13 protein-coding genes and 1 riboswitch are annotated in these 12816 nt (G+C 71.1%); of the genes, 10 read left to right on the top strand and 3 right to left on the bottom strand.

Features of this window, described 5'->3' with window-relative positions:
- Positions 1-4 precede the first annotated feature (4 nt).
- From ACPOLB_RS19630 to ACPOLB_RS19650, 5 genes are read left to right on the top strand one after another with little or no spacing between them, the layout of a single operon-like run.
- Positions 5-778: an enoyl-CoA hydratase gene (locus ACPOLB_RS19630; protein ID WP_425257716.1), complete on the top strand. Its 774-nt coding sequence runs from the start codon at positions 5-7 to the stop codon at positions 776-778.
- Positions 779-788: 10 nt separating this feature from the next.
- Entirely contained in the window at positions 789-1526 is a 738-nt protein-coding gene (locus tag ACPOLB_RS19635) for an SGNH/GDSL hydrolase family protein (RefSeq protein WP_425257717.1), read from the top strand.
- Positions 1523-2359, top strand: coding sequence for an SDR family oxidoreductase (locus ACPOLB_RS19640; protein ID WP_425257718.1), 837 nt, complete (start codon positions 1523-1525; stop codon positions 2357-2359). Before ACPOLB_RS19635 ends, ACPOLB_RS19640 begins: the two co-directional genes overlap by 4 nt.
- Positions 2360-3883, top strand: coding sequence for a L,D-transpeptidase family protein (locus ACPOLB_RS19645; RefSeq protein WP_425257719.1), 1524 nt, complete (start codon positions 2360-2362; stop codon positions 3881-3883).
- Between the two features lie 10 nt (positions 3884-3893).
- Positions 3894-4472: a YcbK family protein gene (locus ACPOLB_RS19650; RefSeq protein ID WP_425257720.1), complete on the top strand. Its 579-nt coding sequence runs from the start codon at positions 3894-3896 to the stop codon at positions 4470-4472.
- A gap of 29 nt (positions 4473-4501) precedes the next feature.
- Here the strand turns inward: ACPOLB_RS19650 and ACPOLB_RS19655 are convergent, their stop codons facing one another.
- From ACPOLB_RS19655 to ACPOLB_RS19665, 3 genes are all read right to left on the bottom strand, one after another.
- Entirely contained in the window at positions 4502-5071 is a 570-nt protein-coding gene (locus ACPOLB_RS19655) for a TMEM165/GDT1 family protein (protein WP_425257721.1), read from the bottom strand.
- Positions 5072-5077: 6 nt separating this feature from the next.
- Positions 5078-5270, bottom strand: a riboswitch (yybP-ykoY riboswitch).
- Positions 5267-7066: a DUF885 domain-containing protein gene (locus tag ACPOLB_RS19660; protein WP_425257722.1), complete on the bottom strand. Its 1800-nt coding sequence runs from the start codon at positions 7064-7066 to the stop codon at positions 5267-5269. (Overlaps the previous riboswitch by 4 nt.)
- Positions 7067-7069: 3 nt before the next feature.
- Positions 7070-7495 carry an acyl-CoA thioesterase gene (locus ACPOLB_RS19665; RefSeq protein WP_425257723.1) on the bottom strand — a complete coding sequence of 142 codons (426 nt, stop codon included), beginning with the start codon at positions 7493-7495 and terminating at the stop codon, positions 7070-7072.
- Between the two features lie 66 nt (positions 7496-7561).
- On the opposite strand from ACPOLB_RS19665, the gene ACPOLB_RS19670 reads away from it, so the two are divergent.
- The 5 genes from ACPOLB_RS19670 to ACPOLB_RS19690 all read left to right on the top strand — a co-directional run bounded on the left by ACPOLB_RS19670 (position 7562) and on the right by ACPOLB_RS19690 (position 12809).
- Positions 7562-9376 carry an ABCB family ABC transporter ATP-binding protein/permease gene (locus ACPOLB_RS19670; protein ID WP_425257724.1) on the top strand — a complete coding sequence of 605 codons (1815 nt, stop codon included), beginning with the start codon at positions 7562-7564 and terminating at the stop codon, positions 9374-9376.
- A 4-nt stretch (positions 9377-9380) separates the two neighbouring features.
- The gene (locus ACPOLB_RS19675; RefSeq protein ID WP_425257726.1) at positions 9381-10307 is read left to right on the top strand and encodes a LysR family transcriptional regulator; all 927 of its coding nucleotides are present in this window, start codon (positions 9381-9383) and stop codon (positions 10305-10307) included.
- Positions 10308-10451: 144 nt separating this feature from the next.
- Complete coding sequence (locus ACPOLB_RS19680) at positions 10452-11342, top strand: amino acid ABC transporter substrate-binding protein (protein WP_425257727.1); 891 nt, start codon at positions 10452-10454, stop codon at positions 11340-11342.
- Positions 11343-11404: 62 nt separating this feature from the next.
- A complete protein-coding gene (locus tag ACPOLB_RS19685) occupies positions 11405-12142 on the top strand; it encodes an amino acid ABC transporter permease (protein WP_425257728.1) in 738 nt (245 codons plus the stop codon).
- A 1-nt stretch (position 12143) separates the two neighbouring features.
- Positions 12144-12809 carry an amino acid ABC transporter permease gene (locus tag ACPOLB_RS19690; RefSeq protein WP_425257729.1) on the top strand — a complete coding sequence of 222 codons (666 nt, stop codon included), beginning with the start codon at positions 12144-12146 and terminating at the stop codon, positions 12807-12809.
- Positions 12810-12816: the final 7 nt, after the last annotated feature.

A 12816-nucleotide genomic window follows, 5' to 3' on the forward strand; every position in this document is an offset into this window, starting at 1 on the left:
CTGCATGAGCATCAAGACCGCCACGCTGAACGGCGTCGCCACCATCGAGATCGCGCGCCCCGAGAAGAAGAACGCGCTCACGGTGGCCATGTACCAGGCCATGAGCGACGCGCTGCGCGCGGCGCAGGACGACAGGTCCGTGCGCGCGGTGCTGATCACCGGGCAGCCGGGCATCTTCACCTCGGGCAACGACATCGAGGACTTCATGTCGCGCGGACCCGGCGGCAGCAGCGACAGCCTGGACTCGCCCGTGTTCCAGTTCATGCGCGCGCTGCTGGAGTGCGACAAGCCCGTGGTGGCCGCCGTCACCGGCGCGGCCATCGGCATCGGCACCACGATGCTGCTGCACTGCGACTTCGTCTACGTCAGCGACGAGGCCCGCCTGGCGATGCCCTTCGTCAGCCTGGGCCTGGTGCCCGAGTACGCGTCGAGCTTGCTGGTGCCGCAGCTGATGGGCCACGTGCGCGCGGCCGAGAAGCTGCTGCTGGGCGACCCCTTCACACCCGAGCAGGCGGTGGAGTGGGGCCTGGCCAACGCCGTCCTGCCCGCCGGCGAGGTGGTGAACCACGCGCGGCGCATCGCCGAGCGCTTCAACGCGCTGCCGCCGGGCGCCGTGCGCGAGGCCAAGCAGCTGCTGCGCGGTCCGCAGCGCGAGGCCATCCTGAAGACGATCCGCACGGAAGGCGAGCTGTTCAGCGCCCGGCTGCGCAGCCCCGAGGCGATGGAGGCCTTCCAGGCCTTCTTCCAGAAGCGCAAGCCCGACTTCTCGAAGTTCTAGGCCGCCTCCGGTGTCGCTGGCCCTCAAGCTGGTGCTGAGCCCGCTGCTCGCAGCGCAGGCGCTGCACACGCGTCGGCGCCTGCCGCGCCTGCCCGAGGCCGAGGGCGAGCGCAACGGCGTGGTGGGCCAGGGCCCGCTGCTGCGGCTGCTGATCGCGGGCGATTCGTCGGCGGCCGGCGTCGGCGTGGTGCACCAGCGCGACGCCCTGGCCGTGCAGCTGGCCGCGCGGCTGGCGGCGGCCTGCGGTGCGCAGGTGCAGTGGCGCCTGGTGGCGCGCTCGGGCCTGACGACGGCGCAGACGCTGCACCTGCTGCAGCACGAGGCGCTGCCGCACTGCGACGTGGCGGTGGTCGTCACCGGCGTCAACGACGTCGTCGACCAGGTGCCCTCGCACCACGCGGTGTCGGCGCGCGAGACGCTGGCCAACTGGCTGCGCAACGGCCTGGGCGTGCACCACGTGGTCTTCATGCCGCTGCCGCCGGTCCATGCGTTCCCGGGCCTGCCCCAGCCGCTGCGCTGGGTGGCCGGCAGCGACGCGCGCCGGCACGACCGCGCGCTGGCGCAGTGGGTGGCCACGCGCAGCGACGTCTCGCGGCTCGACATCGACCTGCAGCTCAACCGCGGCGTGATGGCCAGCGACGGCTTCCACCCGGGCCGCAAGGCCTACCTGCAGATCGCCTCGGCGCTGGCAGCGCACATCGCCGCCAGCGTCTGGCCCCGGATCACAACGACGAAGGACCGCGCATGACCAGCACCCTGCAGGGCAAGACCCTCTTCATCACCGGCGCCAGCCGTGGCATCGGCCTGGCGATCGCGCTGCGCGCGGCGGCTGACGGCGCCAACATCGTGCTGGTGGCCAAGACCACCGAGCCCAACCCCAGATTGCCCGGCACGCTGTACAGCGCCGCCGAGGCCATCGAGGCTGCCGGCGGGCAGGCGCTGCCGGTGCCCACCGACATCCGCGACGAAGACGCCGTGGCCGCGGCCGTGGCCGCGGGCGTCGCGCGGTTCGGCGGCATCGACATCCTCGTCAACAACGCCAGCGCGATCAGCCTGACGCCGACGCCGATGACGCCGATGAAGCGCTTCGACCTGATGTTCGGCGTCAACGTGCGCGGCACCTACTGCTGCACGCAGGCCTGCCTGGAAGCACTGAAGAAGAGCGCGCAGGCCGGCCGCAACCCGCACGTGCTGAACATGAGCCCGCCGCTGAGCATGAAGGAGCACTGGTTCCGCCCGCACGTGGCCTACACGATGGCCAAGTACGGCATGAGCGAGTGCACGCTGGGCCACGCGGGCGAGTTCCGTCCGCACGGCATCGCGGTCAACAGCCTCTGGCCGCGCACGGCGATCGCCACCGCGGCGCTGCAGATGATCCCCGGCGTCGACCTGAACCTGTGCCGCAAGCCCGAGATCCTGGCCGACGCGGCCTACCTGATCCTCACCAGCGACGCGCGCGCCCACACCGGGCAGTTCTACATCGACGACGAGCTGCTGGCCCGCCACGGCATCACCGACCTCGACCGGTACGCGGTGGTGCCGGGCACGACCAACTTCATCCCCGACTTCTTCGTCGACTGAATGCGGCTGTCGCGGCGCACCGGCCTGCGGGCGGCGCTGCTGCTGGCGACCGGCCTGCGCCCGGCCGGCGCGGCCGAGCCCGACCCCTGGCAGGTGGACGGCCGGCCCGGCGCGCTGGCGCACGAGACGCTGGCGCTGCTGGAGGCCGCCGACAGCCACGGCCTGGAGCCCGCCGACTACGGCACGGCGGCGCTGCGGGCAGCGCTCGACCGCGGCGACGCCAGCGACCTGGCCGCCGCGCTGCAGCGCTACCTGCACGACCTGCACCGCGGGCGTGTCGATCCGCAGCGCATCCACCCGCCGTTCAGGCCGCCGCCGCGCCCGCCCTTCGACGCCGCGGCGGCGCTGAACGAGGCGCTGGCCGGTGGCCGGCTCGCCGAGGCGGCGGCGGCGCTGGCACCGCCGCTGCCCCAGTACGAGCGCCTGCGCGCGGCGCTGGCGCAGCACCGCGCGATGGACGGTGCGGCCTGGCGGCAGCCCCTGCCGCCGTGGCCTGCGGGCCAGCGTTCGCTGGACCCCGGCGCCGCCTGGCCGGGCCTGGGGGCACTGGCCGAGCGCCTGCGGGTGCTGGGCGACCTGGCGCCGGACGCCCCGGTGCCGGCCGCCTACGACGGCGCGCTGGTGGACGCCGTGCGCCGCTTCCAGCAACGCCACGGCCTGGCCGACGACGGCCGCCTCGGCCGCGCCACGCTGGCCGCGCTGGATGTGCCGCCAGCGGCACGGGTGCAGCAGATCGCGCTGGCGATGGAGCGCCTGCGCTGGACGCCGCTGCTGCAAGGGCCGCGCATGGTCGTCGTCAACATCCCCGAGTTCATGCTGCGTGCCTACACGGTGGAAGACGGTCGCATCACCGTGCGCGAGACGATGCGCGTCATCGTCGGCGCGGCCTTCGACCACGGCACGCCGCTGCTGGCCGAGGACATGCGCTCCATCGAGTTCAGCCCGTACTGGAACGTGCCGCCGTCGATCGCGCGGCAGGAACTCGTGCCGCGCCTGCGCCGCGACCCGGCGCACTGGGTGAAGGAGGGCTTCGAGTTCGTCGGCCCGGGCGGCGAGGTCCAGACCACGCTGTCGGCCGCGCGGCTGCAGGCGGTGCTGGCCGGCAGCTGGCGCATCCGGCAGCGCCCGGGGCCGCGCAATGCGCTGGGCGACATCAAGTTCGTGTTTCCGAACGCCGAGGCCATCTACCTGCACCACACGCCCGCGACGCAGCTGTTCGACCGCCAGCGGCGCGACTTCAGCCACGGCTGCATCCGCGTCGAGGCGCCGCTGGCGCTGGCGCGCTTCGTGCTGCAGGACCAGCCCGACTGGACCGCAGCCCGCATCCAGGCCGCCATGGGCCAGGGCACCGCGCAGGCGGTGCGGCTGCAGGCGCCCCTGCCGGTGCTGATCACCTACGGAACCGTGCTGGTGAAGGGGGGGCGACCCTTCTTCTTCGACGATCTCTACGGCCACGACCGGCAGCTCGCCGCGGCGCTGCGCCGCCACAGCGCCGCCGTCCAGGCAAGATCGCCGGTCCGATGAAGTCCGTCCCATGCACGCACCACACCCCACCAGCCGCCGCGGCTTCCTGAGCCGTGCCGCCCGCCTGGGCGGCGCCGCCGCGCTGCCGGCGTTCACGGCCACGGCGGGCCTCGGGACGGCCGCGGCCGGCCTGCACCCGCCGCGCGCGCTGGCGCTGGTGCACACACACACGCACGAGGCCGTCGACCTGGTCTACGGCATCGGCCCGCGCTACCTCCCCGAGGCGCTGGACGTGCTCGACCACTTCCTGCGCGACCACCACAGCGGCGCCGTCGGCCGCATCGACCCCGGCGTGTACGAACTGCTGCACGGCGTGCGCCACCTGCTCGGGCTGGGCGGCGGCGCCCCGTTCGAAGTGATCTCGGGCTACCGTGCGCCGGCCACCAATGCCCGGCTGCGCGCCACGCGCGGCGGCGGCGTGGCCCGGCACAGCCTGCACATGGAAGGCCGCGCGATCGACGTGCGCCTGCCCGGCGTGCCGCTGGCCACGCTGCGCGACGCGGCCCGCGCGCTGGCCGGCGGCGGCGTGGGCTACTACCCGCGCGAGCAGTTCGTGCACCTGGACACCGGGCGCGTGCGCCACTGGTAGGGCCCGCCAGGAGTCTGCGCGGCAGACTCCTAGAAGAAGCTGCCCACGTTGAACAGCGTCAGCACGCCCAGCAGCGCGAAGATGGCGGCGCTGACGGCGTGCACCAGCCGCATCGGGATCGCCTTCGCCGCGCGGTCACCCAGGTAGACCGCCGGCACGTTGGCCAGCATCATGCCCAGCGTGGTGCCGGTCACCACCGCCACCAGGTCGGTGTAGCGCGCGGCCAGGGCCACCGTGGCGATCTGCGTCTTGTCGCCCATCTCGGCCAGGAAGAAGGCCACCGCCGTGGTGCCGAAGACGCCCAGGCGCGGGCTGCCGCCGGCCACCTCGTCGGCCTCGTCGGGCACCAGCATCCAGGCCGCCATCGCCAGGAAGCCCAGACCCACCACCCAGCGCAGCACGTCGGGGCCGAGCCAGCGCGCCACGCTGTCGCCGACCAGGCCGGCCAGCGCGTGGTTGGCCAGCGTGGCCACCAGGATGCCCAGCACGATGGGCAGCGGGCGGCGGAAGCGCGCGGCCAGCAGCATCGCGAGCAGCTGCGTCTTGTCGCCGATCTCGCCGAGCGCGACCAGACCGGTTGAAACGAGGAAGGCTTCCAAGGGGATGAACTCCAACGGGCCGGCGCAGACAACCGATGACCGCATGCCACCCCCGGCCCGTGGCGGGAGGCATGCGGTCAAAGGTCTTGCCAGGCTGGAAGCTGCTCGCACCATGGCCTGCGGGCCAAGTGTGTTGACGCGAGCCCCTGCGCGAGGACGGCAGGGCGGCTACTCCCCAATGACGTGGCCGCGATTCTAGCGGCCGCTGCCGGCCGGGCCCCGCCGCTGCTGCGCGATCCAGCCGTCGATGTGGCGCTCCAGCGCGGCCAGCGGCACCGAGCCGGTGGCGAGCACCGCGTCGTTGAAGTCGCGCAGGTCGAACGTCGGGCCCAGCGCCGTGGCGGCGCGCGCGCGCAGTGCGCTGATCTGCAGCTGCCCGATCTTGTAGGCCAGCGCCTGGCCCGGCGTGCCGATGTAGCGGTCGACCTCGTTGACGATGTCCTGGTCGGTCTTGGCCGCGTGCTCCTGGAAGTAGGCGATGGCACGCTCGCGGCTCCAGCCCTTGGCGTGCATGCCGGTGTCGACCACCAGCCGCACCGCCCGCCACATCTCGTAGACGAGCTGGCCGACGTGGTCGTAGGGGTCGTCGTACAGGCCCATGTCGTGGCCCAGCAGCTCGGCGTACAGGCCCCAGCCCTCGCCGTAGGCCACGAAGTAGGCGCTGCGGCGGAACATCGGCATCTGCGCCAGTTCGGCCGCACGCGCCATCTGCAGGTGGTGGCCCGGCATGGCCTCGTGCAGCGTCAGCGGCACCATCTCCCAGGTCGGGCGCACTTCGGGGCGGAACAGGTTGACGACATGGAAGCCCGCCCGCGAGCCGTCCAGCGCACCGGGCTGGTACCAGGCGGTGGTGGCGTCGGGCGCGATGTTGTCGGGCATGGCGCGCACGCCGTAGGGCAGGCGCGGCAGCGTGCGCACGACCCGCACCAGCTCGGGATCGATGCGCTTGGCGACGGCGCGGTAGGTGTCCAGCAACTCGGCGCCGCTGCGCTTGAAGAAGCGCGGGTCGGTGCGCAGGTGCCGGAAGAAGTCGGCCATCGTGCCCTGGAACCCGGTGCGGGCCTGCGCCGCCTCCAGCGCGCTGCGCAGCCGCGCCACTTCCTGCAGGCCGAGTGCGTGGATCGCCTCGGCGTCCAGCGTCGTGGTGGTGTAGTCGCGTGCCAGGAAGTCGTAGTACGCGCGGCCGCCCGGGCCGTCGGCGGCGGCGATGGTGCTGCGCGTGCGTGGCAGGTAGTCGCGCTCGAAGTAGCTCTGCAGTGCGCGGTAGGCCGGCACCACGCGGTCCAGGATCACGGCCTGCGCCTGGGCCTGCAGTGCTTCGCGCTCCCCCGGCGCGACGGCCTCGGGCATGCGCCGGAACGGGCGCCAGAACGGGCTGGCGCCGGCATCGGTGACGATCTGCGCCGCGATCTGCGCCGGCACGCGCTGCATCAGCACCTGCGGCGGCATGTGGCCGCGGCGCTGGCCCTCGCGCATCAGCGCAATGCTCTGCTCGACCAGGTCGGGCAGCGCCTGCAGCCGCCGCAGGTACAGGCGGTAGTCGTCGGCGGTGGCGAAGCGCATCACGTCGGCGATGCTGTCGGCCGTCTGCGGGCCGCCCTGGTGGCTGACGGGCTGCAGGTGCTCGGCGAAGCGCTGGCGTTCCACCGCCTGCCGCAGCTGCCACTCGAAGGTGTCGCGGTGCACCTGGTCGGCCGGCGACAGCCGCGCCCGCGGGATCGCCTGCAGCCGCGCCACCGCCGCGCGGTCAGCCGCCTCGCGCGCGGCGATGGCCGCGGGGCGCAGGTCGCTCCAGCGGTCGTCGTAGCGCCTGTCGCCGTGGAAGCTGGCGGTCTCGGGCGACTCGCGCAGGCGGCGCTCCCATTCGTCGGCGAACAGGCGGTGCAGCGCCTGGGCTGCGGCCTGCGAGGGCTGCGCCGCGGCGACGGGCAGGGCCCCCGGAAGCCCGGCCCACGCCAGGCAGGCCAGGCAGACGAGCAGGGCGGCGCGCAGCACGGCTCAGTCCCGCGGCAGCGGGCGCGGCGCGCCCTGCAGGTCGATGGCGACGTAGGTCAGCGTGGCCTCGGTCACCTTCACCACGCGCAGGTTGGCCGGGTCGCGTTCGGCGTAGACCTCGACCTGCACCGTCACCGAGGTGGTGCCGATGCGCTGCACGCGGGCGTAGAAGCTCAGCAGGTCGCCGATGGACACCGGCTGCTTGAACACGAACTCCTTCACCGACACTGTGGCGATGCGGCCCTTGGCGATGCGCGCCGGCAGCACGGCGCCGGCCAGGTCGACCTGGGCCATGATCCAGCCGCCGAAGACGTCGCCGTTGGCGTTGGCGTCGGCGGGCAGGGGCATCACGCGCATCACCAGCTCGGCCCCGTCGGGCAGCACCGGGGGCGCCATCTTCGGCATGGTCTGGCTGGGGCTGTCGGACATGGCGGCGGCGGGGTGGCTTGGGGAAGCACCGATTGTGGCGCTGCCGCCCGGTGACAATCTGCAGCGATGCGCTCCCAGGTCTCGACCCTCCCTGCACCGCCGTCGACCGGCGACCCGACGCCCCGCTCCGACTGGGGCACGCTGGCGCGACTGCTGCCCTACCTGTGGCGCTACCGCTGGCGCGTGGCCATCGCGCTGGGCTTCATGCTGGCGGCCAAGCTGGCCAACGTCGGCGTGCCGCTGCTGCTGAAGGACCTGGTCGACGCGCTGTCGTTCAAGCCCGGCGATCCGCAGGCGCTGCTGGTGGTGCCGGCGGGGCTGATCGTGGCCTACGGCGCGCTGCGCCTGTCGACCAGCCTGTTCACCGAACTGCGCGAGCTGGTGTTCGCGAAGGCCACCGAGGGCACCGCGCGCAGCATCAGCCTGCAGGTGTTCCGCCACCTGCACGCACTGAGCCTGCGCTTCCACCTGGAACGCCAGACCGGCGGCATGACGCGCGACATCGAACGCGGCACGCGTGCCGTGCACTCGCTGATCTCGTACTCGCTCTACAGCATCGTGCCGACGCTGATCGAGGTGACGCTGGTGCTGTCGCTGCTGGCGATCAAGTTCGACGCCTGGTTCGCGTGGATCACGATCGCGGCGCTGGTGCTGTACGTCACGTTCACGATCACCGTGACCGAGTGGCGCACGCAGTTCCGCCGCCAGATGAACGAGATCGACTCGACGGCGCACTCGCGCGCCATCGACGCGCTGCTGAACTACGAGACGGTCAAGTACTTCAACAACGAGGAGTTCGAGGCCCGGCGCTACGACGAGAACCTGGAGCGGCTGCGCCGCGCCGCGCTGAAGAGCCAGAGCACGCTGTCGATCCTGAACACCGGGCAGCAGCTGATCATCGCCGCGGCGCTGGTGGCGATGCTGTGGCGGGCCACGCTGGGCGTCACCGAAGGCCGGCTCACGCTGGGTGACCTGGTGATGATCAACGCCTTCATGATCCAGCTGTACATCCCGCTGAACTTCCTGGGCGTGATCTACCGCGAGATCAAGCAGGCGCTGACCGACCTGGACAAGATGTTCGGCCTGCTGGAGAAGCACCGCGAGGTCGACGACGTGCCGGGTGCGCCGGCGCTGCAGGTGACGCAGGGCGCGGTGCGCTTCGAGCACGTGCACTTCGCCTACGCGCCCGACCGGCCGATCCTGCACGACGTGAGCTTCGAGATCCCGCCCGGCAAGACGGTGGCCGTGGTCGGGCCCTCGGGCGCGGGCAAGAGCACGCTGGCGCGGCTGCTGTACCGCTTCTACGACATCCACGCCGGCGCGATCAGCATCGACGGCCAGGAGCTGCGCTCGGTGACGCAGGCCAGCCTGCGCGCGGCCATCGGCATCGTGCCGCAGGACACGGTGCTGTTCAACGACACGGTGGAATACAACATCGCCTACGGCCGGCCTGGGGCCTCGCGCGCCGAGGTCGAGGCGGCGGCGCAGGCCGCGCACATCCACGCGTTCATCGCCGGCACGCCCAAGGGCTACGACACCATGGTCGGCGAACGCGGGCTGAAGCTCAGCGGCGGCGAGAAGCAGCGCGTGGCGATCGCGCGCACGCTGCTGAAGAACCCGCCGATCCTGATCTTCGACGAAGCCACTTCGGCGCTGGACTCGGCCAACGAGCGCGCGATCCAGGCCGAGCTGCGGGCCGCGGCCCAGGGCAAGACCGCGCTGGTCATCGCGCACCGGCTGTCCACGGTGGTCGACGCGCACGAGATCGTGGTGCTGGAAGCCGGCCGCGTGGTCGAGCGCGGCCCGCACGCCGAGCTGCTGGCGCGCAACGGCCGCTACGCCAGCATGTGGCGGCTGCAGCAGAGCGACCCGGAGGCCTGACGCGATGGAAACCAAGTGGCTGGAAGACTTCGTCAGCCTGGCCGAGACCCGCAGCTTCAGCCGCTCGGCGCAGCTGCGCCACGTGACGCAGCCCGCGTTCAGCCGCCGCATCCAGGCGCTGGAGGCCTGGACCGGCATCGACCTCGTCGACCGCAGTTCGTACCCGACCCGGCTGACGCCCGCCGGCGAGACCTTCCACGCGCAGGCGCTGGAGATCCTGGGCGCGCTGCAGTCCACGCGCAACATGATGCGCAGCCACCAGGCCGCCGGGCAGGACATGGTGGAGTTCGCGGTGCCGCACACGCTGGCCTTCACCTTCTTCCCGCACTGGTGGATGTCGCTCAAGGGCGACCTGCGGGCGCGCGTGGGCGAAGTGAAGAGCCGGCTCACGGCGCTGAACGTGCACGACGCCGTGCTGCGCTTCACCGAAGGCGGCTGCGACCTGCTGATCGTCTACCACCATGCCAGCCAGCCGCTGCAGCTGGCGCCCGAGCGCTACGAGATGCTCAGCCTGGGCACCGAGACCCTGGCGCCCTACGCCAAGGCCGACGCCGACGGCCAGCCGATGTTCCAGCTGCCCGGGCCGCTGGGCCAGCGCGTGCCCTTCCTCAGCTATGCCTCGGGCGCCTACCTGGCGCGGCTGGTCGACGTGATCCTGAAGCAGACGCCGCGCCCGACGGCGCTGGACGCCATCTACGAGACCGACATGGCCGAGGGTCTGAAGGCGATGGCGCTGGAAGGCCACGGCCTGGCCTTCCTGCCGGTGAGCTCGGTGCGCAAGGAACTGAAGGCGCGCCGCCTCGTGCCGGCGGCGCCCTCGGGCAGCTTCGAGCTGACGATGGACGTGCGGCTGTACCGCGAACGGCCGGAGTCGGCGCGGCATACCAAGCCGGGTGTCCAGGCACTCTGGGACCACCTGCAGGGCCGCTGAACCTGCACCGCAAGGTCATGCGCGCCGCGCATGGCCTGATTCCTGCAAGGCCGCAGAACGCACGGGGTTCTACGCGGTGCCCCGGGGCAGGCCGCTCCCTAGAATCCCGTGCTTCACGTTTTCAGTCCCTCTGAAGGAGTCTGCATGAAGAAGTCCCTGCTGGTCGTGGCCGCGTTGCTGGCCGCCGGCGCCGTCCAGGCCAACACGCTGTCGAAGATCAAGGAATCCGGTGCAGTCTCGATGGGCGTGCGGGAATCCTCCGGCGCCCTGTCCTACACGCTGGGCGACGGCAAGTTCGCGGGCTTCCACACCGAGATCTGCCAGCGCGTGCTGGCCGACATCCAGAAGAAGCTGGGCATGGCCAAGCTGGACATCAAGTACCAGCCGGTCACGTCGCAGAACCGCATTCCGCTGGTGCAGAACGGCACCGTGGACATCGAGTGCGGCTCCACCACCAACAACGCCACGCGCCAGAAGGACGTGTCCTTCGCCGTCACCACCTACGTCGAGGAAGTCCGCATCGCCGTGAAGGCCAACTCGGGCATCACCTCGATCGCCCAGCTGGCCGGCAAGAAGGTGGCCACGACCACCGGCACCACCTCGGTGCAGCTGCTGCGCAAGCACGAGCGCGGCGCCGGCGTGAACTTCGAGGAAGTGTTCGGCAAGGACCACTCCGACAGCTTCCTGCTGATGGAATCGGGCCGCGCCGACGCCTTCGTGATGGACGGCCAGATCCTGGCCGGCAACATCGCCAAGTCGAAGAACCCGGCCGACTTCCGCATCGTCGGCGAAGTGCTGGCCGTGGAGCCCATCGCCATCATGATCCGCAAGGACGACCCGGCGTTCAAGAAGGCCGTGGACGACAGCATCATCGCGATGATGAAGTCGGGCGAGATCGCCAAGCTCTACGACAAGTGGTTCATGCAGCCGATCCCGCCGTCGAACACCAAGGTCGGCCTGCCGGCCAGCGAGGCCACGAAGGCCGCCTGGGCCAACCCGAACGACAAGCCCGTCGAAGAGTACGCCAAGAAGTGAGCACAGCGAGGGCCCGCCTGTAGCGGCGGGCCCCGTCATGAACAACACCGGGGAGGGGGCGCGTGGCTTGGGATTGGCAGATCTTCTGCAAGGAGACCACCAGTGGCGATGTGATCGCCAGCTGCTTCGGCAGCGGTGGTGACATCACCTACCTCGACTGGTTGTTGTCGGCCTGGGGCTGGACCCTCTCGGTGGCCGTGCTGGCGCTGGTGGTGGCGGTGCTGGTGGGTGCGCTGATGGGCATCCTGCGCACGGTGCCCGACAAGCGGCTGGTGTTCATCGGCAACGCCTGGACCGAGCTGTTCCGCAACATCCCGCTGCTGGTCCAGATCTTCCTCTGGTACCACGTGCTGCCGTCGCTGTTCAATGTGCTGCAGGGTGTGCCCAGCTTCGTGCTGGTGGTGTTCGCGCTCGGGTTCTTCACCAGCGCGCGCATCTCCGAGCAGGTGAAGGCCGGCATCCAGAGCCTGCCGCGCGGGCAGCGCTACGCGGGCCTGGCCATGGGGCTGACGCTGCCGCAGACCTACCGCTACGTGCTGCTGCCGATGGCCTTCCGCATCGTCATCCCGCCGCTCACCAGCGAGAGCATGAACATCGTCAAGAACTCGTCGGTGGCCTTTGCCGTGAGCATCGCCGAGCTGACGATGTTCGCGATGCAGGCCGGCGAGGAAACCTCGCGCAACGTCGAGATGTACCTGGCCGTCACGGCGCTGTACTTCATCTCCGCCTTTGCCATCAACCGTGCCGCCCTCGTGATCGAGAACCGCGTGCGCGTGCCCGGCATGATCGGAGGCAAGTGAGATGACGCTCGACTTCGCCTTCCTCGACTGGAACGTCGTCTCCAGCTTCATCCTCAAGGGCCTGGTCTTCTCGGTGCAGCTGACGCTGATCGCGATGGTCGGCGGCATCGTGCTCGGTACGGTGCTGGCGCTGATGCGACTGTCGGGCAAGCCCTGGCTGGTGATGCCGGCGGCGGCCTACGTGAACACCATGCGCAGCATCCCGCTGGTCATGGTGATCCTGTGGTTCTTCCTGCTGATCCCGCTGCTGCTGGGCCGGCCCATGGGCGCGGAGCTGTCGGCGATGGTCACGTTCACGCTGTTCGAGGCGGCGTACTTCAGCGAGATCATGCGCGCCGGCATCCAGAGCGTGCCCAAGGGCCAGGTGCATGCCGGCTATGCGGTGGGCATGACCTACGGCCAGACCATGCAGCTGATCGTGCTGCCGCAGGCCTTCCGCAACATGCTGCCGGTGCTGCTGACGCAGACCATCATCCTGTTCCAGGACACCAGCCTCGTCTATGCCATCGGCGCCTACGACCTGCTGAAGGGCTTCGAGATCGCCGGAAAGAACTTCAACCGCCCGGTCGAGACCTACCTCGTCGCCGCCGTCGTCTACTTCGTCATCTGCTTCAGCCTCAGCATGCTCGTGCGCCGGCTGCAGCAGAAGATCGCCATCATCCGCTGAGTCCATC

It is taken from the genome of Rubrivivax soli, from assembly GCF_049810355.1.
GTDB lineage: Bacteria > Pseudomonadota > Gammaproteobacteria > Burkholderiales > Burkholderiaceae_C > Rubrivivax.